The sequence below is a fragment of the Streptomyces mirabilis genome (assembly GCF_018310535.1).
In the GTDB taxonomy this organism is placed as follows: Bacteria; Actinomycetota; Actinomycetes; order Streptomycetales; family Streptomycetaceae; genus Streptomyces.
Genome location: NZ_CP074103.1, coordinates 297,767 through 321,716, shown reverse-complemented (window position 1 = coordinate 321,716; position 23,950 = coordinate 297,767). Strand labels below are relative to the sequence as shown.

The following is a 23,950-nucleotide window of genomic DNA, read 5'->3' as shown; positions in this document are numbered from 1 at the left end:
TAGCTCCTCGGAGGGTCAGGGTGCGATCTGCGACGCCCAGCCGACGGCGATCAGACCGACCTGCGGTTGTGACTGCCAAGTCCGCAGTTCCTCGGCATAGTCCCCTACCTCAGCTTCGTCGTGCCACCGCTCGGCGTTCTGGTAGAGCTCGACCGCCCTCTCCCAGACGGATTTGATTGGCCGACCGGTGCCTGATCTCAGGGCGCGGCGGCCCCGCGCCATGGCGTGCTCGATCTCGGGCGAGCCCTGCTTCAGCAGCGCGGATGCCACATCCAGTCCGACCAGGGCACGGCTCCACTCTGACTGTGAATGCTCGATCAGCTCTTCGATCTGGTCGGCGTGGGCCAGGACCTCCGCGGTGTCCCCGAGGGACAGCCGTGTGGTGATGGCGTTGGCGAGGGAGCGCGCCATGGAGTAGGGCTCGAAGCTGATGCACGAGGTGAGGCCGTCGGGGAGTGACGTCTGGCGGTCTGAGAGTTCGAGGGCGTGCCCGATGGCTGCTTCAGCTCCTGCGCGATCGCCGATGCGCGCGAGCGCCCGGGCACGGCCGTTGACCAGCAGTCTGATGGCCTGGGGGTGGCCCGGGGCGAGGGCGATACCCGCGGAAGCGGCGTCGTCAGCGTCCGCATAACGCTTCTGGTAGTAGAGGCCGAGCGAGCGGGTGCCGTTCGCCCACATCTCCATGGCCACCTCGCCGACCTCCCGGGCCAAGGTCTCCGCTTCCGAGCAGTAGGCGTCGACCACCTCGTAGCGGGCGCCGGCGTTGACGGCCATGTATCCGAGAAGTCCCGAGGCCTGTGATGCAAGCCGGAAGAGTTCCGTCCTCGTACGGGGCGGTTGGTGGCCGGCGAGGATGCCGTGCAGCGTCTCGCGGATGATCCTGGCTTCCCCTGCCAGATGCTGGGGCCCGAGCGTTTCGTACCGGGCCACGATGCTGGCGATCGTTCCCCTCACCATGCCGAGGACGGGGTCGTCGGCGTTGGAGCTGGTCAGCCTGTGAGTCTGGCTCACGATGGTCAGAGGGTCGTCGAATCCGGGGGGATCCGCGGGCGCGACAGGGGCGGTGCTGCGGTGCCCTGAGCTCCAGGAGCTGGCGTCGATGGGTTCGAAGAGCCGCTCGGGCGACATGTTGAACATGTGCTGAAGGACGAGGGCGGCATCACGGCGGGGGGTGCTTGAGATCGCACCCTTGCGCCCCATCCAGCGGGCGTAGGTACTGCGGGCAATGTCGGTGCGTGCGAGCCGCGGGTTGTTCTCCTTCTCGGCCGCTCGCGCCGCCGCTTTGGCGAAGCGGATGCAGAAGACCTCGTACGAGTCCCAGTGCCGTTCTTGCACCAGGAGGGCGAATCGTGTGGTGGTGTGCACCTGCCGTCCCCTTCAGGTGGGCTCCGGATGAATGCATGTGCTCCGCTGGCCAGGTCCTGGCGTACTGGCCGCGTCGGCCAGGGCGTCAGTCCGTCCGGCCGAACGTGAGCAGGGGCACGTCGTACAGGCCGGGGTCACGTGGGCGGGTTACCTCCGGGGCAGTCCACTCTTCGATGACGACCTCGGCAAGGAACTGCACTGTCCCGCCTTGCAGATGGCTGGTGCGTCCGTCGGCGGAGTCCGCCTTGAGCCCTGCCGAGATGTGGATGTGTGGGGCGACTCGCTCCTGGTCGGGGTCCCAGGCGAGCGTCCCGCTCCCAAGGACCTCCAGGGTCTCGACTTCGACCTCTTTCCACAGCGGGCGCTCTGGGTGCTCCAAGGGCTCGCAGGTCCCCACCAGCCGGGCATGACTGAAGCCGCCGATGAAGGTGAGGTGGCCCGCCCGGACGCCGGCCTCGCGACAGAAGCGGTCCAGGGACTCGTAGAAGTCCTCACCGTGCTCGAAGACGACGGCGAACGTCCGGCCGACGGTGATCTCGGTGGCGCGCATGATGATCCGATCGTGGGTCTCGGTGGGTCAGCGGTGCGCCGCGAAAGCGGCCTGGATCGTGGTCTGATCGGCGCCGGAGCGCAGCAGCGCCAGCAGAAGCAGCCGGGCCTTACGCGGCTCAAGCCGGCCGCCGTTGATCAGGCCACGGCCCAGGAGGTCGGTCTCGGAGCCCGGGCCGAAGTCGTAAGTGCCGGTAAGGACGCTCCCCGCCCCCGTCCTTGAGGTGAGGACGACCGGGAAGCGGGAGGCCAAGTTGCCCAGCCGCGGAGCCCACGTCCGGGGTACGTGGCCAGCGCCGAAGGCCGCGACGACCAGGCCGTCCAGGGAGCTCGCTGCGTCGAGGAAGGCGCCCTCACTTCCGAGCGTGGCTTCGATCACCTCGACGGAGGCGGGGCGGATCAGGGGCAGCTCGACGCGCGGCTGTCGCGGCAGGGCGAACTGGAACCGCGGCCGGCCTTCGATCAGGAATCCGACCGGGCCAGCCCCGGGCGAGGAGAAGGCCGACGGGCTGGTGCTGTGAATCTTCTGGACGTGGCGGGCGGCGTGCAGTTCGTCGGCGAAGGCGACGAGGACACCCATCTCGCGCGCTTCGGGGCTGACGGCGGTGCGCACCGCGGCGAGGACGTTGGCCGGACCGTCGGCCCCGGCCATCTGCGCGTGGCGCATGGCGCCGGTAACCACGACGGGCGCCGCCCCCTCGTACAGCAGGTCGAGAAGGTAGGCAACCTCCTCCAGGGTGTCGGTCCCTTGGGTGATCACAAATCCGGTCGTCCCTTCCGCGGCCTGCTTGTTGAGCAGCTCGGCGACAGCGGCGATGTCGTCGATCTCCAGCCACGCTCCGGGGATCTTTCGGAAGTCCCGCAGCTCCAGCTCGGCCTCCTCGGCGAGCTCCGGAACCGCGGCGACGAGGTCCTCGGCGGTCAACCGGGGCGCTACGCCGCCGTGTCCTGCTCCCGGGGCCGCCATCGCGATAGTGCCGCCAAGGGAGAGAACCAGAGCGGAGGGGAGCTGGGCCCTAGGGCTGGGGTCCATGAGGGCTACCTTTCGAAGAAGCGGATCAAGGAGTGCGGAAGCAGCGTCGGACTTCTCAGCGGTCCGGGGCAAGAGAGGCGAGGAAGGCGAACACCTCGTCGAGGGATTCCGCGGTCAGGTGCCGGCTGCGCGGGCGGACGATGCTCGCCGTGCCGCATTCGCGCATCTCACGGGACCGCTCGACCAGCCACACCCAGTCGATGTCCAGGTATCCGGCCATGGAGCGGAGCCGGACTTCCGGGTCGGGGCCCTGCATCACGCTGTGCTCCCGCGCTTCGCCGAGGGCCTCGCTGTACTCCCGCAGGGCTGGCCGCCGTGTGACGGTGTCGACAGCCCAGATCTCCTCGTCTGTCCGCGCCCAGTTGGCCACCACGGCTCGCTGCCCCGGGACCAAGGCGAAGCCGTCGACGTGGGAGTACTCAGGCTTGGACAGCACATCCACACGAACCCCGTGCAGTTCCATTAGCGCGATGGCCAGCAGCAGAAGGATCCGCTCGTACCTGCCGCTGCGGCTCACCTCGGTCTCGGGAATGCAGAAGGCGCGGGAGAGCGGGGCGGAGCCGGCATAGCGCGCCGAGATGGTCTGGAGGTAGTCAGTCTTGTGCCTGAGCCACAGCCACGCGGCGGCTTGCTCGCCCGTCTGCTCACGGGTCCAGAACGCCGGGGGTTCCGTCAGGCCCTCCAGCCGCCGCATGATGTGGCGGGCACAGTAGGTGGATCCGAGCCATTGGGCACCTGCCTTCGTGAGGTCAGGAACGGTCCTGCGACTGGGAGCCGATCGCGGGAGATCGAGGTACGTCTCCAGTACCTTCTGCTCCTGCTCAAGAGCGAAGTCGTCGGCCAGGAGTCCGTCGTCCAACTGCACGAGGGACCACACCAAGCCGTACGTGAGGTCATCCAGTAAGTGACCTTTCGGCAGGGCTAACGCGCCTTGCCCGGCCGATGCCGCTCTGTCACGGCGGGCGATCGCGGCGTCGACGACGAAGAGCTGCGGCGACTCCCGGTCGTCAACGCCGATGAGGAAGCCGCGACGGGCTGGTCGGAGGAATTCGTACAACGCTCCCGCGTCGCCAGCGTCGAGGTGGGCGAGGCAACCGTCACCAGTGGCGGCGCGGAAGGCGACAGCCGCTGTCGTGCCGTCCAGTGTCTGCCGACCGGCCAGTTCCCACCCGCCGACCGTTTCACCGGGCGCCATGAAGAACCGGCTCGTGGGCCACTGCTCTGCGACGAACACGGAGGCGCGCAGAGCCTCGCCCTCGGGCACAGAAGCGCTTGATGGGATGAGAGCCGGTGCTGGGCTGAACAGATCGGCTGCCGGGACCTTGAAGAGATGTTCGAGGATCAGAGCGGTGTCGGGCCAGGGCCGTCCATACCAGTCGCCCTTCGCCCACCGGTGGAAACTCTTCCGCGACACCGTGACACTGGCCAGCCTCGGTTTGCCCAGCTCCCCCGCCAGATCACGGGCTGCGCGCTCGAACTGAAGACAGAACGCGCTCCACTGGTCCCACCGGCGCTCCACGAGCATGACGTGGAACAAGCTGGGGTGGGGCATCAACACGGCCCTCCTCGAACAGCTACGGAGCGCGGCTCTCACGGTGGAGCGGACACATCCCACACGGCGCGACACCAACAACACAGATCGTGACCTCGGTCAGGATGCTCCTCCATCTGTGTCCTGCGCAACACAACCTAGAAATTTTCTTCATAGAATTGGTTGTCGCAAGCCGGACCGACCGCCACACTGGCCACCATGGCGGATGCGAACGAGGCCCCCTGGTCACTCACGCACAGCGAAGTGGGCAGTCGGCTGGAGGAGTTGAGAGAGCGCCGCGACCTGACGCAGGGCGCGACCGTCGAACTCCTCATGCGAGAACGCAGCATCAGGACCAACGTCTCCACGTTGAGCAAGATCGAGAACGGCAGGCAGAAGACACTGCCGAGCGACCTCGTAGAGGGCCTGCTCGACCTGTACGGGGCCGAACCCGAGACGCGACGGTATGTGCTCGGCTTGCTGAGCGTGGACACGACTCCAGCCGGTCGCCGACGTCGGCCGGCGCTTTGGCGACGCCACGCAGCGCTACTCGGACCGATGAAGTTCGAGGGGTACCTCCAACTGGAGCGGCGCGCGTCGCGGATCCGGAACTATCAACCGCACCTGACGCCGGGTCTTGTCCAAACTGATCTCTACGCACGACATGCCATCGCGAGCATGCGCCCCGAACTCAGTGCAGCGGATGTCCGCGGTCTCGTCGACGTCCGTATGGATCGGCAACAGCAGGTCTTCGGCGGGAGTCCGCTTCGCGAGTTCCAGGCATTGCTCGAACAGGGGGCGTTGCGTCGCAAGGTGGGCGACGAAGAGGTCCGGCACGGGCAGCTCGAGCGCCTCCTGCGTGTGTCGCAGGAGGAGAAGATTGAAATCCGCGTGCTGCCGGACAGTATCGGGAGCCACCCAGGCCTTGCTGGGCCGTTCGTTCTAATGGGGTTCGACGAGGCGTCCAGGGACGTTGTCTGGTGCGAGCTCGCGAAGAGGTCGGTCTACTTCGACCAACCCGATGACGTGGCCTACTACGACGAGGTATTCACCGATCTATGGAAGCGGGCTCTGAGCCCTGCTGACACGCGCGTCCTCATCGAGGAAATGATCAAGGAGAAGTAGTGAGCAAGAGCAAGCCCGCCCCCTCCGAGTTCGACCTGTCGGCCGTGGAGTGGGTGGTGTCCTCGCACAGCGGTGGCGGGGGCGACTGCGTCAGGGTCGGCACGCAGGACGGGTTCGTCCTGGTGGGCGATTCGAAGAACCCGGATCGCCTCCCGCACGTCTACACCCCCGGCGAGGCCAAGGCCTGGCTGCTGGGGGCGAAGGACGGTGAGTTCGACTTCCTGCTCGGCTTGTAGACCCCAACTTCCAGGCGATCACGCTACAAATCGGACGCTGAGAAGGTCGACGCAGAACTGTGGCGACAGCGGCGGGCTCGTTCCGGTCGGGCGACCCGCCGCTTTGGTGTGTTCGATAGCGATAGGGGTCGTCTTGTTGGTCGGGCCGCCCCCCAGCCCCCGGCGCCGACGGTCCTGAGGGAGAAAGGCCGTTCATGCTGCACGGCAGGACTGACTAACGGGAGCCCATGCGCGGCGAAATTTCAGGACTCGCGCAGTCTAGATAATGGCTGGCGCCTCGGCTGGCCGGCGAAGCGAATTCGTGAAGAGCCGCCGGGCCTCGGCAGCATTTGATCGCGCAGCCCCTGATAGGGCATTTCGCAGACTCCTGGAAATCACGGCTGAAGATTCGCTGGTGATGAGCCATCCGGCGAGAGAGGGTACTCGCTCGGCCTTCCGCTCTAGAGCGTACGTAGTGTGGCCGCCGAGGGTCGCCACACTACGGATGAGTCGAAAGTTCTGCTGCTGGTAGTACGCGGCGAGGGCTGCAGAGCTGCAGTCGCGGCGGACGTGGCTGATGCCTGCACGGGCTGCGTGGTCGACGGCCCAATCGGCAATGAGTGTGCCGAGTTTGCGGTGCCGTACAGCGGGGTCGGTGACGGTGCCGTTCAGATAGTAGGCAGTCTCGGCCGCTTCGTCGGCGGTCCAGGTCCAGGGTGCCGCGGTTCGGAGGACCGTAGTGCAGCCCAGGATCCGGTCGTCTTCGGTGAGGACCCACATCTCGCTCGGGTGCCTGGTGCAGTTGCCGGCCAGCTCGTGGACGTGTTTTCCCCAGCTGCGCCAGCTCGGGAGCTGCTTGTCCTTCATCCAGTCGGAGCGGGCCTGGATCATCAGGGCGAGGCGGGGTTGGTCTTCCGGCGTAGCCGGGCGCATTGCGAGCATGCGGTCCGCTCCTGTGTGTGCTCGTCCACGAGCGGGTCAACAAGTTGATGTGCTGGGCGGAACCTTAAAGGCCTACTTCCTGGTAGCTACAACTTTCCCGCCAGAGCACTTCGAAACGCTTGATGAACCATGCCGGTACGTGGAGGGATGCCCGGAAAGCGCTCTTAACAGGCAGGTCCCAACCCGGCTGAAGTCCGCTCAGGCCGCGGTAGGCACGGCTCGGCGCAGCCCGTCGGCGAGGCGCTGGGCGAGGACGGCGGCCTGGTGGGCGCCAGCCGGCCCAGGGGTGGCCTCGATGGCGCGGATGAATGCGGATCCGACAATGACCGCGTCGGCGTAGGAGCCGACGCAGGCCGCCTGCTCCGGGGTGGAGACGCCGATGCCGACGCCGACGGGGAGGTTGGTGAGGGTGCGCAGGCGGCCGACGAAGGTGCGCAGGCCGGGGTGAAGTGGGCCTTGGCCTCCGGTGACGCCGGCCGTCGCAGGGGCGTAGACCATGCCGCTGGCGGCGGCGCACACGCGGGCCAGGCGTTGATCGGTGGCGTTCGGGGCGACGACGAACACGGCGTCCAAGTGGTGTTCGTGGGCGGCGCTCAACCAGTCGGTGGCCTCTTCGACGGGCAGGTCGGGGATGATCACGCCGGTCCCGCCAGCGGCAGCGAGTCGCTGGGCGAAACGGGTCGCGTTATGAACAGCTCGCATGTCTCAGATCCCCTCCTGTCTCACCAACATCTAGGTGGGGCACCATCTTGATCGCCTACGGCCTGAGCGGGCGAGTGTCTCAGTGATAGCCGGGAACCGTTGCTCGTTCGTAACCTTCGTGCCCGGCCTGCCGACCAGAGCGGCGTGCCTGATCAAACCCACCTCGCCCGCCGTCTGCGCGCCATTGCCGGCACCCTGGAAGCCGAGACCAGGGAGACCGACGCTGCGTACGCAACATCCGGACGCCCTGTGCGTCATCAACAACCGGCACACCAAGCGCGGAGAGATGAACTACGCCGTCCCCGACCAGCTCCAGCGACGCGTCCGCCGCTACAACGCCGATCAACGACGTCGCCCACGGCGATATCGTCGCCCTCGCTCTCTATACCTGGCTCCGTGCAAAGGGCTACCCGCCCGACCTCAAGGAACGTCAGCCACATCAGGTCGCGGAAGCTGAGCGGGTCAGTACTCGATTCGGCGCTGGTAGGGGGCCCCGGCCGCGCTAGGTGTTCGCAACCGAGGTCAGCCAAGCGGCGGAGCATGCCACCTCACACTGATGGTCGTTCGACCGCAGCCCGTCGGTGTGCGACTGGCACGCGACGAAGCTGATTTCCCGTCCCCCGGGGCTCGTGCAGACGAGATGCTCCGCGACGATGCCGCACGCCTCGGCGGCCTGCGGACTCATCGTGGCGAGCATGGGGCTGCTGGTGGGGAACCGGTCACTGGGAGGCGCGGAGAACTCGTCCTTCGGCTCCACCTTGATGGAAATCCCACGCACGTCGCCGGCACGGGAATGCACTTCTGCCCAGACGGTGCCGCAGGAAGGGCTGAAGCGCAGATGCACTGAATACCCAGGCATCGAGGCAGTGCTTTCCGTACGGGCGTCACGGTCACACCCGGAGGGAGCGGAGTACCGCCCTTCGCAGGTTTCGCCTTTGCAGGCGGGGCGGGCGGAGCCGTCCGACGGCCGCGGGGGCGCGGCTGCCGTCTCCCCCGGGCTGTGGCTCGTGTTACGCAAGGGAACCTCACCAGTGATCACCCCCGCCACGGCCGCCGCGCACAGCACGAACATGCCCAAAGCTGCGACAAAGACACGGGGCCGCGGCAGAGTTTGGACCGCAGATGGTTCGCCCAGAGTCGGTGACGGCAGGAGGGACGGGCCCTCGGGCTGAGCGCGTACGCACTGCGCACGTGTCCACAGGTCAATCAACCCGGGCTCATCGGCTTGCACAAGCCGCGCAAGCGCCTCCACGGCAGAACGCGGCGGGAACATGCTGCCGTTGAGATAGCGGTGCCAGGCCGATTTGCTGTGCGCCGTGCGCCTGGCGAGCTCGGCCAGGCTCATCCCGGTCTCATCCTTCAAACACCGCAGCCGCTCCACCAGATTTCGGGTCAGGGGCTCGAGAGATTCAGGCAGCGGCCGCCAACTGGCCATTCCATTCCCATCCCTGATACGAAATCCAACTGGGACATCCCTGCAGGCATTGCCTGAGACATCCGCCTTCCTCCCCCTACCGGCTGGAATAAGCATTCCTATGGTCCGAGCCGGCAAAACGGGGTGCGGGAGTTCGTCTATTCACCCGAAAGGACCACCGGACATGATGTCGATCCTAAACGTGGCGCCCTTTCGCAGCCGCTCGCGCAGGTCGGGTGGCACGAGGCTGTTGTTGGGCGGATCGATGAGGCGACCGTCGGCGAGTTGGGCTGAGCGCTGTCAGCGGGTACACGACGCGGACGGCACAGCGCAGGGTGCCGACGGAACCCCCGCGCATCGTGGTCCAGAAGATCTGCCGTCGGGTCGTGTTCGATCTTGTCCTCGAAGACCATGCCCAGCACCGCGGGCCCTGCCCCGCAGCGCTGGGGAACCGGGACAGGCGGCGGGTCACCGATCCGCGCCGTCGGGGGAATCTGCTGGACGAGGCGGACGCCGATGCCGCGAATGTTCACGACCCGCGAGGGGCGCCGAGTTTGCTGCGCAGGGCGGCGATGTGGACGGCCAGGGTCCTGGTGGGGCCGAAACAGTTCGCCTCCCAGACGGTGTCCAGGATGCGTTGCCGGAGCAGTCTGGCTGCTCCCGGCTCTTCGGGGAGACGCACCAACAGGTCGAATTACGTGGGCGCCAGAGCGGCCGGCGCTCGGCGCAGGTGCGCCTTATGTCCATGAGATGGGCGTCGAGCGGGCCGATGCCGCGCTCGGTGCTGGTGAAGGTGATCCGCGGCTTGGGCACAGAGGCGAGGTCGAACTGAGGCTGGACGCAACCGAGGTCCAGGTCCGTCGATCCGCTGCCGGCCGCGAAGGCGGGCGTTCGTTTCGGGCAAGAAGAGGCAGAACACGAGTGCCCGAACCACACAGCAGACGGACGATTCCGGCGAAGGCCACTGGCGCCGACACGGCCCGCGTTCACGATCCCAATGGAGCGGGTGGCACCGGCTCGGGGATCTTCGCAGCGGTCAGTGAGTTGACCGACTGAGGACGCCGCACATCGCCGACACATGAGTGCCGAGAAAGGCCGCCTCCCTCCCAGCCGGACAACCGGACCGGTCAGGGAGGCGGCCATCTGCCGCTGACCACCCTTCAGAGCGCACATCACACGCACCCTTGGAATGCGCAGTCAGCAAGCCCACTTCGGGCTCAGGGCTTGCGGCGCACCCCAGTGACGGGGCCCGAAGCAAACCCGTTCGGGCTGCACTCACTCATTGGTGAGCCCAGTCTCCACGGCCGGGTTGCCGCCCCATCGCGCCCGGGACGGAACCTCTTCGCCCTTCATCAGGAAGGTGTCGGCGTCAAGTTGCGCTTGATCGCCCACGACCGTTCCGTAGTGGACGAACGCTCCGACGCCGAGTGTCACGCCCCGGCCGAGCGTGGCGTGGTCGGACTTGAAGGCGCCGTCTTCCTGGGAATGCGACTGGATGACGCTCGCGACGTTGAGGGTGCAGTCGTCTCCGATGGACACCAGGGTGCGTTCGATCAGCAAGCAGCCGTCGTCGAAGACCCGGCGTCCGACCTTCGCGCCGAGCAACCGCCAGACCATGGGCTTGAACGGGGTGCCGTTGAACGCCTCCATGTAGCGGTGCGATGTCAGTTTCCAGAAACGTTCATGTGACCAGAAGTCGGGGTCGTAGATCGAGCAGTACAGGGGCTTCAGAGGGCGGAAGCCGGCGACGGCCCGTTCGACCAGGGTGAAGAAGAGGATGGTGAACGCCATGCTGACCAGGCTCGCCAGCGGCAGCACCAGCGCGCCGCGGGCGTCGTAGAGGGCGACGGCGGCCATGGCGATGAGGGCGAGTACGACGAAGTGGAACCATCGCATCAGCAGGTGAAGGCTCGCGGTGAGCGCGTTGTGCCGGTTCTTGGCCGCCAGGCGTCGTCGCAGTTGGTCGCCGGTGGCCAGGTCGTCGAATTGGGTGTCGCGCATGACGGTGCGCGGGATCTCGAAGCTGGGCGAGCCCAGCAGTCCCACGCCTTCACGTACGGGCCCGTCGATGGGGACCATCACCTTGGTCGCGAGCAGGCAGTTGGCGCCCGTGCGGCCGCCCGGGGGGTAGGCGACGTTGTTTCCGAGGAAGTTGTCCGCCCCGATCGAGGTCCTGGACAACCGGAAGGACGTGCTGGAGAACTCGGCGTTGATGATCGACAGGCCGTCGGCCACCATCGTTCCGCTGCCGACCTTGCTCAGGTACGGGGTGTCGTGCTTGACCATCGTGCCGAAGTTCGACCCGGTCTGCTGGACGTTGCGGAGGTCGTAGCCCAGGCAGCGCAGGTAGTGCACGATCGCGGAGCTGTCCCCGAACAGCGTGGTGAAGAATCTGATGTTGGTCAGCCGCAGGATCGCTCGCTGGACGCTGTAGTGGAAGCCGTACAGCGGATAGATTCTGTCCGGCTTGATCGCCAGGCTGAGCAGGCGGGGCAGGGTGCTCACCAGGAGCAGACCTGCCAGCACGGCACCGATGAAGGCCACCAGGGAAGCCAGCAGGGCGGCGAGGACGAACATCGGGTCCGTGAGGGCCGATGACTCTGGGCTCAGCACTGCGTTCAGCTGCGGTACTACGGACAGCACGATGCTCACGCCGGCCACCGACATCGGCAGATACACCAGCAGCATGGCCGCAAGCTGCCCCAAGCTGTAGGTGGCCTGGCGCAGAGTGCCGCACGGAGCGGACGGGACAGTGCCGTAGTCGGTCGTCGTCGCCTCGGCGGGCGAGCCGTGCCAGGACTCGCCGACCGGGATGCTCTGGCCTGGCTGCAAGGACGAGGCGTGGCCGAGCCGGGCGCCGTCTCCCATCGCTGTGTCGATGTCGAGCACGGTGTGCTCGCTGACGATCACCTGTGCGCCGAGGGTGACGGAGCCCGTCTCGATCCAGCCGTTGTGCGCTCGGTAGCAGGACAGGTGGACGTCCTTGCGGACGAGCGTGCCGTCACCGATGGAGAGCAGGTCGGTGCAGACCGGAACGGTCCGGGAGAGGATGATGACGCCCTTCCCGATGTGTGCGCCGAGGGCTCTCAGATAGAGCCCGTAGAGCGGTGAACCGGCGAGCAGCCGCGCCGGGCTGGTGCGAATGAGCGCTTTCACGCACCAGAAGCGCAGGTAGGCGAGGCTCCACACCCGCACTCTGCGCCGGGTGAAGCGACCGACAAGTAGCCACTTGGCGACGACTGGAAGGGCACACAGTCCGCAGAAGACCGCCGCGCTGAACGACACCGCGCGCAGGTAGAGATCGACGGTCCTGGAGTCCTCCATGACCCACTCGTAGCCTTCGATGGCGACCAGGCCACCGACGGACGAGAAGACGAGGAAGAAGAAGAGCTGCGCCGCCCCGCACAGCACGTACGGCACAGTGCCGAGCGGCGGCTCCTCCGCGTCACCGGGCGATGCCTCGACGGGCTGAGCCCTGCTGGGCAACGGAGTTCCAGACGGTGCCTGGGTTTGGGCCGGGGACGGCTCGGTGACCGCGAACGCGGCCGCCAGAGTCTTGATCGTCGGGTACCAGTAGATGTCTTTCATCGACACCGTGGGCAGGTCGTCCTGCTTGCGCACGCGGGCGCAGAACTGCGCCATCACCAGCGAGTCGGCACCCAGATCGTCGAAGAAGTGGCTGTCGACCGACACCCGCTCCACCCGCAGAACGGCTGCCAGCACCTCGGCCAGCCGCACGTCCATGGCGTGTGACGCGCCGATCGCCGTCCCTACCTCGGCCGCGCCGGCCGCGTCGGGCGAAGGTGCGCTGACTGGAATCGCAGTCGCCAGACCCTGGATCGTCGGGTACCGGTAGATGTCTTTCATCGACACCGTGGGCAGGTCGTCCTGCTTGCGCACGCGGGCGCAGAACTGCGCCATCACCAGCGAGTCGGCACCCAGATCGTCGAAGAAGTGGCTGTCGACCGATACCCGCTCCAACCGCAGAACGGCTGCCAGCACCTCGGCCAGCCGGTACTCGGTACGGGCTACTCCCGTACCCGTGCCCGTCGCGTCCTCGGTCGTCGTTGTCGTGGCGGCGACGCTCTCGCCGCTGTGGGGGCTCACGACCGCCCCCCGAGGACCTGGAGGTCGGAACTGACCCGTGCGGCCGGCGTCCGGTGCCCGGGTACGGGCATGGCAGTGCCCTGCCGCCCGAAGAGTTCGTGGGCCGGTGCAGTGTCGGCGTTGCCGGGGCTGGAGCACTGGTCGGGGGACCGGGAGTTGCTGGACTCGATGATGGCGACGCCGAGGAGCAGATCGCCCCGCGCGCGGACCATGGCGAACGTGGGGAGGGCGGAGCGGTCCTTGGGACCGCTGGGGCGGAAGGCTTCGAGCCTGGCCCACGAGTCCCGGCCGGCCGGTGTGAGTGGGGCGGAGATCCGGACGGCCGGTGTGTCGCCTTCCGCCGCTGTGAGAGAGCGGCCGACGCCGCGCGGGGGCATGCCAAGGGAAGACTGGTGCATGATGATCTGCTTTCTGGTGCGGGAAGAACGCCGTGTGACAGCGACTCACCCGGGCTCGCGGCTCCGACGTGGAGGCAGGCGGGCAGGCAGGGGTGAGGGACCCCCTTGGGAGTCCGAAGGCGGTCTTCTAAATGCGCCAGAGGCACAGACGAGTCTGGAGAGCTGCGCTACCCGGTGGAGGTCGCGGATCGCGAACACAACCGACCGGCTGCAGCGGGGCGGGGACGTCTACGGCTGTCGTCGCCAAATCGACGGAGATCAGCGGTGGTGCACCCGTCCAGGGAGGGGAACTCGACTCGGCCACAAAGTGGTCGCCCGGCTGATGGGGCTCATGCGGCTCATGCGGCTCATGCTCACCGTGCGGCTCAACGCTGTGCTCAACAGCTACCGCGGGGTGGGGCACGTGATGAACGTGCATCGGCGAACCAGCCACCGTGTGGTGCGTGTGGTGCTCAACCGACAGTTCCTGGTGAAGCGCCTCATGAACGTGCAGGGGCGAACCGGCAACGGCACAGAAGAACAGTGCGAGCATCGCCATGATCAGCGCTCGCAACCGTGCGTACCGGTTCTCATACACGAGTTCAACGCTAGAGCGCGGTAGACCCGCCCGCCTCTTCCGTTGCGCCATATGAGGTGCGGAGCCACCACAGGCCACCACGCATAAGGGCGGCTCCTGCGGGGTTCGGGCCCGCTCAACCGCTGCCTCGAACCGCCTCCCTCACTCACCATGGTCCCTGGCTCGGTGCCGCCAGGTACTCGGGCCGCGCTCAATACCTCCGCCAACGCGGGGCCTGGCATGTGGACCGCTCGGCAGGCTCTCTGCTCCTGATGACTGCGGCGCTCCTGGGCTCGACGTTCCAGCCGCCGTCGTGCCACGCGAGGGGTACCGGGGTGGAGGTGTGCAAGAAGAGGTGCCAGAAGGCGGTCGCCGGTACGGACATCGCGTTGACGAGCAGGGCACGGACCGCAGCGGGTTCGGCGATGACCAGTATCCGAGCGCTGCCGGGCGTCAGGCTGTGCAGCCAGCGCTGCGTCCGTAGGCAGAGCTGCCGTACGGACTCGCCTCCGTGCGGCGCGGCGTCGGGGTCCGTGAGCCATGCGCTGAGGCCGTACGGGTCGGCGACGGCGACGTCGCCGACGGTGCGGCCGTGCCATGTGCCGTAGTCGATGTCACGCAGCGCGAGCTCGGGGACTGATTCCCGTCCGAGGGCGGCAGCGGTCTGCGCACAGCGGGTCGAGGGTGCGTGGAGGATCACCGTGTTCGGGCGCAGTGCCGCCGCGACGATATCCACGTCGCGCAGGCTGTACTCGTTCGGGGAGCCGTCGCCGAACACGGTTTCCCTACTGTGGTCTGCGGTGGTCGCGCACAGCGTCAGACGAACCGTCATGGAATCGTCCTCCTCGGTCAGGTGATCAGGCGAGCCGGTGTTGTGGCGGCGTGCATCAGGTACTCGAGCGGTCCGCGCCGGAATCCATACGTCCAGGCCAGTGCAAGCAGCGTGGTCACCGCGATGAAGCCCAAGAGCACCGGCAGAGCGGCAGAGTCGGGAAGGTGGTCGATACCCAGGGCCCAGATCGCCACGATGTGGCCGACGTAGGCGGTCAGGGCGATGGAGCCGACCGCCGCGATGGGGCTGGTCGGTCGGCGAACGAGCGCGGCCCGGGACGTGGCGATGAAGCAGAGGGCCAGGACGGCGAGGGCGACGCCGGTGTTGCCGACGATGGACCAGGTCGTCTGGCTGTGCGGCGCGGCCACCAGCAGCCAGTACGGAGTGAAGGCGGTGGGATCGCCCACGGTGTCGGACCACCAGGCGGACGCGGCCGAACCACCGTCCGTCGCCGCCGCCACGGCGGACTGGGCGCCCGGGACCAGGCGCAGGGCCAGCCAGGAGCCGCCGTAGCCGAGCACGGCCAGCGCGCCCCCCGTGACGGCGACTTTGCCGAGAACCCGGGGCCGGGTGAGGTCGAGCCTGGCCACGACCATGCCCGCCATGATGAAGGGGAACCAGGTCAGCACGGGGTACTCACCGGTCACGAACAGCTCGACGAACCCGTCGGAGCCTGTGATCCGCGCAAGCGGATCAAGGGCGATCACGGTGTCCGACCAGCTCCCGTCCTCTGTCGCGACCTGCAAGAGGTACAGAACCGGTGGCATCACCAGGGCGGTCGCCGCGGCGATGACCGCCAGGGTGCCCGCCGGAAGCCGGTTCAGCGGGAGTGCCAGGACGAAAAGCATCCCGTAGGCAGCGAGGATCACATCGACCGGGGTGTCGAGGGTTGTCAGAGCGAACCCCAGGCCGATCAGAACCGCTGAGCGAATGAGCACACGGCCCATGGCCTGCCGCCCCTCGCGGCCGGTCTTCGGTTCCGGCCTCCCAGTGAGGATGACGAGGGAAAATCCGGCGAGCAGAGCAAACAGGGTGGCGGGGCGGCCGCGAGCCACTTCCATCAGCCAGCCCTGAGCACCGCCTACCGTCGGCTCGGGACCCACATGGGCGGCATACATACCGAACACCGCCAGACCGCGAGCCACGTCAAGGCCGATCAGCCGCCCCGTGGAGGACGTCAGATAAGAGGAGAAGCGTGTTCCCGGCACGGGCGCCTCCTCAGACCGAACGACCACTCCTGCTCCCGGCGTCATACGCCCCACAGTCGCCGATACGTACAGGGACGACCATCCCTCATGTGTCCGGAACGCCCCCGCCACCTGGCCGGCTCATCCCCGCCCCCTGGCCGGAGCCACAGGCTGAGCGCACGCTTCCCGTCAACGTGGTACTAGCCCGTGATCGCAATCGCGAGGTCGAGCGCTCGACGGGGTATTCCACCCTGCGTCGGTTGTTCGATCCCGGCTCGTCGGTGAGCCGCAGATACCCGGCGAGGCTGACTTCGTTGTCCCCCTATGTGCGTACAGGCGAGATGGTCCCCAGTTCCCGCCCTCTCCGGTGGTTCCAGGCCGCAGCGCCCGGCCCCGCCGCGCACGCCCTGGCCACCGGGACCGGGCAATGGTGGGTCGACCGGGCGGTACACCCCCGCACCGTCGCCGTACGCCGCGCCGACCACCCGCTCGTAGAGGCCCGAGAAACACCGTCAGCCGGACAGACTCCGGCTATCCCGCCCCTTCGCGTTTCTCCTCCCGCGCCGCCTTGTCACGCCGTCCCGCCCACAGCTGGAACACCAGCAAGGTCATCGCGATCAGCCCGATGAGGAGTACGAGGATCATTTGGGTGGTGGTCAAGAAGTCGATGACTCCGCCGCCCTTTCCGGGCTGGACGTGGCGATCGGCTTCGTGGCTCCGGTCGGCTCGCAGGACGCTGCCGACGGTGGATGCGGGGAAGCCCTGGGCCGCCCGGCACATGGCAATCAGGTGTGCGGACACGATGGACACTCCGGTGTCGATGAAGGCACGCCGCAATCACGGGCGTGCGAGATGACGTGGTTCGGCGGAGTGCCGTGGAACTACGGCGCGCAGGGCTGTATGCGGTACAGCAGGAGCGTGAGAGCGCGTGGCTGCGGGAGCGCCATGGCGGGGAGATGCGGACGCGGCGGTTGCGGCAGGGGGGTGCCCGTCAGGCGCAGGACCAGGCCGATGACGTACGGCAGACGGTCCCACCAACGGTTGGCGGTGGCAGCGACGGCGTACGACAAGCGTGCGGGCAGGTCGGCAACGCTGCGAAAGAAGACGATGAGGGCGAGGGCCGCGAGGAAGTTCAACGTGGCCATGGCCAGTGGGTTGTGGTGCCAGGCGGATGGCAGCCTCAGATGGCCGTCCAGTGCCGCGGCGGGAATGTCGTCGCCCGTCAGCTCCAGCCAGGCGGGCAGCAGGGCTTGCACGGCGGCCAGGGCGAGGGTGCTCGTGCGAGATGCACCGGCCCGCAGGACCGGGTAGGCGCATACGGACAGCACCGCCGCCGCGAGGAGCAGGGCGGGCCAGGAGACGGTGGAGTCCGTCGTCGCGTGATGCAGTCCGGCCGCCAGGGCGACGCCGGCCAGGGCGTGACCGACCGCGCGGGCCGCGGTGCCGCCCGCGGTGCGGTCGAGTACGAGGATGGCCGACATGTCCGCCATCATGACGCATCGCTGAAGAATCCCGTTACGAATGCGGTGATTTCACCCTTGCCAGAGTGGCCTCTGGCGCGGTCGTGCAGCTTTGCGTCCCCTCCCTGGGTACACACCGCCGTGAACCAATGCGGAATTACGGGCGAGCCGTCTCTTTACGGAACCCGCCTCCAGGCCGGCTGGGCGATGCCTGATGATGGGCAGGTCATGACCAAGCTCCGTGCCACGCCGCTCCGTGCGCCCCTGCCCGTGCTCCGGGCCGCGGTGTTCGCCGCCGTGGGGACGGTGCTGGGGGTGAGCGCGCACCATCTGATCGCCGGGGTACCAACACCGTGGCGGCAGAGCGTCGGTGCGGCCGCGGTGCTCTTCTGCGTGGGTCTCGCCGGCACGCGGCGTCCGCGCACGCTGACCGCGGTGGTGGCGGCGAGCGCCGCCGGCCAGGCCGGGCTGCACCTGTGGCTGGCGACCGCGCACACACACCGTGCGGTGGCCGTGGCCATGCCCTCGGGCGCTCATCACGGGGTGGATGCCCATGGCGCGTGGCACGAGCGTCTACACGGTTCGATGGCGATGACCGCCGTCCACGCCGTCGCGGCGGTTCTCGTCGCCGTGCTGTTGCACCGCGCGGACGCGGTGTGCTGGTCGCTGGCCCGCGGTCTGACGGCCGCCGTCGACATGGTGCGGGCGCGCATCGCCACGGCCTGGGCGCTGATGAGCGACCGTCCGACGTCGGCGGACAGCGAATTGCCGACGTTCGCCCGGGAGTGGATGGAGCGACCACCGCCCAAGGAGGCGGTGCTCGCGGACGTGGTGGTACGGCGGGGTCCTCCGTGGGTGGAGCTGGCTCTCACCATCTGACCCCGCCGGGGTGGCGATCGCGCCACTCCGCGTTCCACCACGCCTGGAGACACGCATGTCCCCCATCAAGACCCACGGCACCGCACGGCGCCTGACCATCGCCACCACCACGGCCGTCACCGCGCTTCTCCTCACGGCCGGCCCCGCCGCCGCCCACGTGGAGGTCGAGTCGGAGAAGGCCCAGGCTCTCGCCGAGAACGTAGAGCTCTCCTTCGATGCCGAGTCGGAGTCCAACTCGGCCGGGATCACCGAGCTGCGTGTGGTCCTGCCCGAGGGCATCGCGCCCGCCGACGTGACGTACGGCGAAGGCCCCAAGGGCTGGAAGTTCACGGCGAACGACGACGGCTACACGGTCAAGGGCCCGGCCGTGAAGACCGGGGAGAACGCAAAGTACTCGGTCGTTGCGAAGCAGTTGCCGGACGCCGAGGAACTGGCGTTCAAGACGCTGCAGACCTACAGCGACGGTCACACCGACCGCTGGATCGAGCTCGGCGACGGCAGCGAGGAACCGGCGCCGGTGCTCAAGCTGAAGGCCGCCGCGGGTGGCTCGAAGGCGGCCGGCCCGTCCCCGAGCGAGACCGCGTCCGAGGCCCCGTCGGCGTCCGCTTCTCCGGCGGCCGAGGAGGCTTCTGCCTCACCCGCCGCCGAGGCGAAGAAGGACGATGACGGCGGGTTGTCGGCAGGTGCCTGGGTGGGTATCGGCGCGGCGGTCCTGGTCGCGCTGCTGGCGGTGGGCTACGCCGTACGACGCCGGTCGGGCGCACAGCGGTAGTGGATCGGCCCCTTCACTCCGCGGCCGCCGTCAGGGCGCGTCGCGGAGTGAAGGGGCCTTCGCCTTCACCGGACCTGCTGCTCAGTTGCCGGGTATGTCACCCGGCTCCCGGCAGGTGCGCGGTGTTGGCGAGCAGGACGGCCGGGGCCACGGCGATCACCAGGGGCAGCGTCAGCACGAAGGCTGTCGCGGTCAGGGTGAGGGCCCGTGTGAGCCTGTCGGGCTGCGCGGGGGGCGACGCGATCAGTCGGCGGATGCGTTCGGCGGCGTCGCGGCCGGTCATGGCGGGCATCCCCGGTGCGACGGCGGTGGATCCGGGCGCGCTGCACATCTCCAGCAGGGCCGAAGCCACGGTGCGCCGCCCGTGCTTGAGCGCCGCCTGGTCGTCGGCGGCCATCTCGGCGAGACGGCGCACCTGACCGGCGTACCGCCACGGGCCAACGCGACTGGCTCAAGGTCTCGCAGATGTACAGCGGCGTCTACCTGGTCGGCAACCGCTGGGTACTCTCGGCGAGCCCGCGCTCAGCCATGGAGGCGGCCCGCGACAAGCTTGGCGGAACGATCGAGGAAGCCGGCGCGTACGGCACCTCCCCCTCGGCGGCCTGAACCTCCTGGCGGTTCTCCCTCAGTCGTGCGGAGCCTTGCCGCTCACGCGGTGATCCGCGTGACTGAGGGCCTCCATGACGAGCCGGCGCAGGTGTCCGTCGCTCAGGCTGTAGTAAACGTGCCGCCCTTCACGGCGTGTCTCCACCAGCCCCGCGAGCCGCAGCTTCGCCAGATGCTGACTGACCGCTGTCCGCGACGCCTCGCAGTTCTCGGCCAGCGAGCCGACATCCGACTCCTCTTGGGCGAGCAGCCACAGCAGGTGCAGTCGGGTCGCGTCGGACAGCATCGAGAACACGCCGGTCGCCGCCGCGAGGCGCTCGCTGTCCGGGGCACGCAGATGCGTATCGGACGCAGGTGGCAGGGGTTCGCGAACAGGCATGACACACAGCGTAGAGGCCGAACGGAGCGATCGATGCGGTCGGCGGGTCAATTCCCGAGTCAATAGGTGCGCAGGTGCGCACATGTAGGTACAGTGGAGAGCCTCCGCGCCTCATCCTCGACCGGCCAAGGGACCGCCACGTGCTCTCCGTACTGCGCAACCGCGCCTACCGCCACCTCTTCACCGCCCAGGTCATCGCCCTGGTCGGCACGGGCCTGGCCACAGTGGCCCTCGGCTTGCTGGCGTACGACATCGCGGGCGCCGATGCCGGATCGGTCCTCGGCACCGCGCTGGCGATCAAGATGGTGGCCTACGTGGCGATCGCCCCGGCCATCGGCGCGATCGCCGACCGGCTGCCCCGCCGCGCACTCATGGTCGGCGCCGACCTCACCCGGGCCGGGGTGGCGCTGATGCTCCCGTTCGTGGACCAGGTCTGGCAGGTCTACGTCCTGATCTTCCTGCTCCAGGCGGCGTCGGCCGCGTTCACACCGACGTTCCAGGCCGTCATCCCCGATGTGCTGCCCGCCGAGCGCGACTACACCCAGGCGCTGTCGCTGTCCCGCCTCGCCTATGACCTGGAGAGCCTGTTCAGCCCGGCCCTGGCCGCCGCACTGCTCTCGCTGATCACGTACAACTGGCTGTTCTTGGGGACGGTGGTCGGCTTCCTCGCCTCGGCCGCCCTGGTGGTCTCCGCCGTACTGCCCAAGCCGGTCGCCACCACCACGCCACGAAGTGGCAGCGTGTACGCCAAAGCCACTGCGGGCACCCGCATCTTCTTCGCCACGCCGCAACTGCGCGCCCTGCTCGCCCTCAACCTCGCGGTGGCCGCCGCAAGCGCGATGGTCACGGTCAACAGCGTGGTCTACGTCCGCGACCACCTCGACCGCAGTGCCACCGACGTCTCCCTCGCACTCGGCGCGTACGGCGCGGGCTCGATGCTCGTCGCGCTGCTGCTGCCTCGGCTGCTCGACCGGGTCTCGGACCGTGTGGTGATGCTGAGCGGGGCGCTGCTGCTCACCGTGGTCTTCGCCGGGCTCGGCGCCATCACGACTGCCGGGAGCGGCGGTTGGCGGTGGGGCGCGCTGCTCGCCACCTGGGCCGCCTTCGGCGCCGCCTGCTCGATGGTGCTCACGCCGACCGGGCGGCTGATCCGCCGCGCGGCGCCGCCCGAGGAGCGTACGTCCGCGTTCGCCGCGCAGTTCTCCCTCTCCCACAGTTGCTGGCTGCTGACGTACCCGCTCGCCGGCTGGCTCGGCGCGGCAGCCGGACTCCAGTCGGCCGTGCTCGCACTGGGCATGATCGCCCTGTTCGCCGCCCTGCTCGCGGTGCGACTGTGGCCGTCACACGCCCCGACGACCGTCGAGCACGTACACGAGCACGGCGATCTCGGCGAAGGGCATCCGCACATCGTCGACGCTCATCGGGTTCCGGCCGGTTGGCGGCACAGCCACGACTATCTGCCCGACAGCCTGCACGCCCACCAGTAGAGGTCAGGCTTCGAGGGTTCGACGTACGCGCCGGGACGGGCCGAACGCGTACAGGTCGAGGATGTCGGGCGGGTCGGCGAGACCCGGTCCTCCGGCACGTATCCAGGCGGCGATGTCGGCCATCGCGTCGGGGTCGTTAACCAGGCCGAGCCAGACGGGTGCCCCGCCTGCGGCGCGTCCGGCCGGTGAGGGCTGGACGACGATGACGTTGGCCTGTTCGCAGGCATCCAGGCAGTTCACGGCCCGGACGCGCGCGACCCCGTCCAACTCCGTCTTCAGCGACGACAGCTGGGCAGCGTGATCGAGGCCGGGGACCTTCGGGGTACCGCAGCAGCAGCCCCGGCAGACGGTGACCATGCACTGCGGCGCACCGGCCGAGGGCGCGGCACCGCTTGTGCGGCGGCGGCTCATCGGGTGCCCTCCGACGCGGCCCGCTTCCAGGCGGCGTCACGCAGCAGACGCAGGCCGTTCAGGCCGACGATCACCGTGGAGCCCTCGTGGCCCAGAACGCCGAGCGGCAGGGGCAGGGTGCCGGCCAGGTCCCAGATGACGAGGCCGGTGATGAACACTCCGGCGATCACGAGGTTCTGGACGACCAGCTTCCGCGCGCGGCGGGAGAGGGCGATCACGGCGGGGACAGTGGCGAGTTCGTCGCGGACGATCACCGCGTCGGCGGTCTCCAGGGCGAGGTCGGAGCCCGCCCTGCCCATCGCGACGCCGGTGTGGGCGGCGGCCAGGGCGGGGGCGTCGTTGACGCCGTCCCCGACGATCAGGACCTTGCGGCCCGCGCCTTCCAGTTCCTTGATGGCGCTCACCTTGTGCTGCGGGAGGAGACCGGCCCGTGCGTCGTCGATTCCGACCTCGGCGGCCAGGCGTGCTGCGGCCCGACGGTTGTCGCCGGTCAGCAGCACGGGTGCGGTGCCGGTGAGTGCGGTGAGGGAAGCGACGGTGGCGGCGGCATCCGGGCGCAGGCGGTCGGCGATCCCCAGGACTCCGACCGGGACGCCGTCCGCCTCGACGAGGACCGCGGTACGCCCGCCGTCTTCCAGCTCGCCCGCCAGGACCAGCGCGCGTGCGGCGGTCGCATCGGGCTCTCCTTGGAGCAGTCGGGCAGGGGCCCCGACCGCGATCACGCGCCCGTCCACGGTAGCCGTCACTCCCACGCCCGGAGTGGAGTCGAAGTTCTCCGCCACGGTCAGCACCAAGTCGCGCTCACGAGCGGCGTCCACGATGGCTCGGGCCAGCGGGTGCTCGCTGGGGTGCTCGGCCGCCGCCGCGAGCGCCAACAACTCGCTCTCCCGACCGGATCCAGACAGCGGCCGGATGTCGGTGACCCGCGGAGTGCCCTCGGTCAGCGTCCCCGTCTTGTCGAGCGCGACCGCGTCGACCTGCCCGAGGCGCTCCATCACCACGGCGGACTTGACCAGCACACCGTGCCGCCCGGCGTTGGCGATCGCGGACAGCAGCGGCGGCATGGTGGCCAGCACCACCGCGCACGGCGAGGCCACGATCATGAAGGTCATGGCCCGCAGCAAGGAGCCGGTCAGCGCCGCACCGAGGGCGAGCGGGACGAGGAACACGGCGAGGGTCGCCGCCACCATTCCGAGCGAGTAGCGCTGTTCGACCTTCTCGATGAACAGCTGGGTGGGCGCCTTGGTCTCGGACGCCTCCTCCACCATGCGCACGATCCGGGCGATGACCGAGTCGGAGGCGTCGCGCTCGACGCGGACGCGCAGGGCTCCGGTGCCGTTGAGGGTGCCCGCGAACACCTCGTCCCCCGGCTCCTTCGTCACGGGCAGCGGCTCACCGGTGATGGTCGCCTGGTCCACGTCGCTCGCGCCGTCCAATACCCGGCCGTCGGCCCCGACGCGCTCGCCGGGGCGTACGAGGATCGTGTCGCCGACCGCCAGCTTCTCGACGGGCACGCTCACTTCTCCGCCTTCGGCGTCGAGGCGGGTGGCGGTGGCGGGTGCCAGGTCGAGCAGACCGCGTACCGAATCGGCGGTGCGGGCCGTGGCCAGCGCCTCCAGCGCGCCCGAGGTCGCGAAGATGACGATCAGCAGCGCCCCGTCCATCACCTGGCCGATCGAGGCCGCCCCGAGCGCGGCGACGATCATCAGCAGGTCGACGTCGAGGGTCTTGTCCTTGAGCGCCTTCAGGCCCTCCCAGCCGGGTTCCCATCCGCCGGTGGCGTACGACAGCGCGTACAGCGACCCCCAAACCCACGCCGGGGCGCCGGCCAACTGCAAGGGAAGCGCGAGCAGGAAGAGGACGGTGGCAGCCGCGGCCCAGCGCACCTCGGGCAGCGTGAAGACCCGGGTACGCCGCCGGGGCGCACCGTCTTCGGGCAGGGCCGGGCCGCGGTCGACCGATGGCGAAGTGAGGGTGGAGGTCATGAGAGGTGTGGTCTT

Annotated in this window: 24 protein-coding genes; 6 read left to right on the top strand and 18 right to left on the bottom strand. The window is 68.7% G+C overall.

Annotation, left to right across the window (positions count from 1 at the left end; translation table 11 throughout):
* Window positions 1–15 precede the first annotated feature (15 nt).
* From SMIR_RS42125 to SMIR_RS42110, 4 genes are all read right to left on the bottom strand, one after another.
* On the bottom strand, window positions 16–1,365 hold the full coding sequence (locus SMIR_RS42125; protein WP_006378694.1) for an NsdA family TPR-like regulatory protein: 1,350 nt from the start codon (window positions 1,363–1,365) through the stop codon (window positions 16–18).
* Between the two features lie 85 nt (window positions 1,366–1,450).
* Window positions 1,451–1,915: a PPC domain-containing DNA-binding protein gene (locus SMIR_RS42120; RefSeq protein WP_006378560.1), complete on the bottom strand. Its 465-nt coding sequence runs from the start codon at window positions 1,913–1,915 to the stop codon at window positions 1,451–1,453.
* 27 nt (window positions 1,916–1,942) lie between these two features.
* The gene (locus SMIR_RS42115) at window positions 1,943–2,947 is read right to left on the bottom strand and encodes an asparaginase (protein WP_212728751.1); all 1,005 of its coding nucleotides are present in this window, start codon (window positions 2,945–2,947) and stop codon (window positions 1,943–1,945) included.
* 55 nt (window positions 2,948–3,002) lie between these two features.
* On the bottom strand, window positions 3,003–4,499 hold the full coding sequence (locus tag SMIR_RS42110; RefSeq protein ID WP_212728750.1) for a transcriptional regulator, XRE family protein: 1,497 nt from the start codon (window positions 4,497–4,499) through the stop codon (window positions 3,003–3,005).
* A 198-nt stretch (window positions 4,500–4,697) separates the two neighbouring features.
* On the opposite strand from SMIR_RS42110, the gene SMIR_RS42105 reads away from it, so the two are divergent.
* Both SMIR_RS42105 and SMIR_RS42100 read left to right on the top strand, forming a co-directional pair.
* Complete coding sequence (locus SMIR_RS42105) at window positions 4,698–5,603, top strand: helix-turn-helix domain-containing protein (RefSeq protein WP_006379119.1); 906 nt, start codon at window positions 4,698–4,700, stop codon at window positions 5,601–5,603.
* The gene (locus SMIR_RS42100) at window positions 5,603–5,839 is read left to right on the top strand and encodes a DUF397 domain-containing protein (RefSeq protein WP_006379209.1); all 237 of its coding nucleotides are present in this window, start codon (window positions 5,603–5,605) and stop codon (window positions 5,837–5,839) included. Before SMIR_RS42105 ends, SMIR_RS42100 begins: the two co-directional genes overlap by 1 nt.
* Before the next feature lie 258 nt (window positions 5,840–6,097).
* Here the strand turns inward: SMIR_RS42100 and SMIR_RS42095 are convergent, their stop codons facing one another.
* The 10 genes from SMIR_RS42095 to SMIR_RS42050 form a co-directional block, all read right to left on the bottom strand.
* Window positions 6,098–6,760 carry a GNAT family N-acetyltransferase gene (locus tag SMIR_RS42095; protein ID WP_024127122.1) on the bottom strand — a complete coding sequence of 221 codons (663 nt, stop codon included), beginning with the start codon at window positions 6,758–6,760 and terminating at the stop codon, window positions 6,098–6,100.
* 198 nt (window positions 6,761–6,958) lie between these two features.
* Window positions 6,959–7,462, bottom strand: a complete 504-nt coding sequence (gene trpA / locus SMIR_RS42090) for a tryptophan synthase subunit alpha (protein WP_212728749.1) — start codon at window positions 7,460–7,462, stop codon at window positions 6,959–6,961.
* Window positions 7,463–7,964: 502 nt separating this feature from the next.
* Window positions 7,965–8,897: a helix-turn-helix domain-containing protein gene (locus SMIR_RS42085; RefSeq protein ID WP_212728748.1), complete on the bottom strand. Its 933-nt coding sequence runs from the start codon at window positions 8,895–8,897 to the stop codon at window positions 7,965–7,967.
* 508 nt (window positions 8,898–9,405) lie between these two features.
* The gene (locus SMIR_RS44215) at window positions 9,406–9,558 is read right to left on the bottom strand and encodes a winged helix-turn-helix domain-containing protein (protein ID WP_249938708.1); all 153 of its coding nucleotides are present in this window, start codon (window positions 9,556–9,558) and stop codon (window positions 9,406–9,408) included.
* Window positions 9,559–10,151: 593 nt separating this feature from the next.
* Window positions 10,152–12,983 (bottom strand): Pls/PosA family non-ribosomal peptide synthetase, encoded by a 2,832-nt coding sequence (locus SMIR_RS42075; protein ID WP_212728747.1) that lies wholly within the window; start codon window positions 12,981–12,983, stop codon window positions 10,152–10,154.
* The gene (locus SMIR_RS42070) at window positions 12,980–13,381 is read right to left on the bottom strand and encodes a hypothetical protein (protein ID WP_212728746.1); all 402 of its coding nucleotides are present in this window, start codon (window positions 13,379–13,381) and stop codon (window positions 12,980–12,982) included. The genes SMIR_RS42075 and SMIR_RS42070 overlap by 4 nt, the downstream gene beginning before the upstream one ends.
* Before the next feature lie 767 nt (window positions 13,382–14,148).
* Window positions 14,149–14,769, bottom strand: a complete 621-nt coding sequence (locus tag SMIR_RS42065; protein ID WP_212728745.1) for a histidine phosphatase family protein — start codon at window positions 14,767–14,769, stop codon at window positions 14,149–14,151.
* A 17-nt stretch (window positions 14,770–14,786) separates the two neighbouring features.
* Entirely contained in the window at window positions 14,787–16,022 is a 1,236-nt protein-coding gene (locus SMIR_RS42060) for a DUF418 domain-containing protein (protein WP_212728744.1), read from the bottom strand.
* A 465-nt stretch (window positions 16,023–16,487) separates the two neighbouring features.
* Complete coding sequence (locus SMIR_RS42055) at window positions 16,488–16,757, bottom strand: hypothetical protein (protein WP_212728743.1); 270 nt, start codon at window positions 16,755–16,757, stop codon at window positions 16,488–16,490.
* 80 nt (window positions 16,758–16,837) lie between these two features.
* Window positions 16,838–17,437, bottom strand: coding sequence for a hypothetical protein (locus SMIR_RS42050; RefSeq protein ID WP_212728742.1), 600 nt, complete (start codon window positions 17,435–17,437; stop codon window positions 16,838–16,840).
* A gap of 207 nt (window positions 17,438–17,644) precedes the next feature.
* Here SMIR_RS42050 and SMIR_RS42045 point away from each other — a divergent pair, with 207 nt between their 5' ends.
* Window positions 17,645–18,295 carry a hypothetical protein gene (locus SMIR_RS42045; protein WP_212728741.1) on the top strand — a complete coding sequence of 217 codons (651 nt, stop codon included), beginning with the start codon at window positions 17,645–17,647 and terminating at the stop codon, window positions 18,293–18,295.
* Between the two features lie 55 nt (window positions 18,296–18,350).
* Window positions 18,351–19,067 carry a DUF1775 domain-containing protein gene (locus SMIR_RS42040; RefSeq protein WP_212728740.1) on the top strand — a complete coding sequence of 239 codons (717 nt, stop codon included), beginning with the start codon at window positions 18,351–18,353 and terminating at the stop codon, window positions 19,065–19,067.
* 97 nt (window positions 19,068–19,164) lie between these two features.
* On the opposite strand, the gene SMIR_RS42035 is transcribed toward SMIR_RS42040, so the two are convergent.
* Window positions 19,165–19,482, bottom strand: coding sequence for a M48 family metalloprotease (locus SMIR_RS42035; RefSeq protein WP_212728739.1), 318 nt, complete (start codon window positions 19,480–19,482; stop codon window positions 19,165–19,167).
* 50 nt (window positions 19,483–19,532) lie between these two features.
* Between SMIR_RS42035 and SMIR_RS42030 the strand changes: the two genes are divergently transcribed.
* Window positions 19,533–19,673 carry a hypothetical protein gene (locus SMIR_RS42030; protein WP_212728738.1) on the top strand — a complete coding sequence of 47 codons (141 nt, stop codon included), beginning with the start codon at window positions 19,533–19,535 and terminating at the stop codon, window positions 19,671–19,673.
* A 19-nt stretch (window positions 19,674–19,692) separates the two neighbouring features.
* Here the strand turns inward: SMIR_RS42030 and SMIR_RS42025 are convergent, their stop codons facing one another.
* Window positions 19,693–20,052, bottom strand: a complete 360-nt coding sequence (locus SMIR_RS42025; RefSeq protein ID WP_212728737.1) for an ArsR/SmtB family transcription factor — start codon at window positions 20,050–20,052, stop codon at window positions 19,693–19,695.
* 140 nt (window positions 20,053–20,192) lie between these two features.
* Between SMIR_RS42025 and SMIR_RS42020 the strand changes: the two genes are divergently transcribed.
* The gene (locus SMIR_RS42020) at window positions 20,193–21,539 is read left to right on the top strand and encodes an MFS transporter (RefSeq protein WP_212728736.1); all 1,347 of its coding nucleotides are present in this window, start codon (window positions 20,193–20,195) and stop codon (window positions 21,537–21,539) included.
* A gap of 3 nt (window positions 21,540–21,542) precedes the next feature.
* On the opposite strand, the gene SMIR_RS42015 is transcribed toward SMIR_RS42020, so the two are convergent.
* A complete protein-coding gene (locus SMIR_RS42015; RefSeq protein ID WP_212728735.1) occupies window positions 21,543–21,950 on the bottom strand; it encodes a (2Fe-2S) ferredoxin domain-containing protein in 408 nt (135 codons plus the stop codon).
* Complete coding sequence (locus SMIR_RS42010) at window positions 21,947–23,935, bottom strand: heavy metal translocating P-type ATPase (protein WP_212728734.1); 1,989 nt, start codon at window positions 23,933–23,935, stop codon at window positions 21,947–21,949. Before SMIR_RS42010 ends, SMIR_RS42015 begins: the two co-directional genes overlap by 4 nt.
* Window positions 23,936–23,950 lie beyond the last annotated feature (15 nt).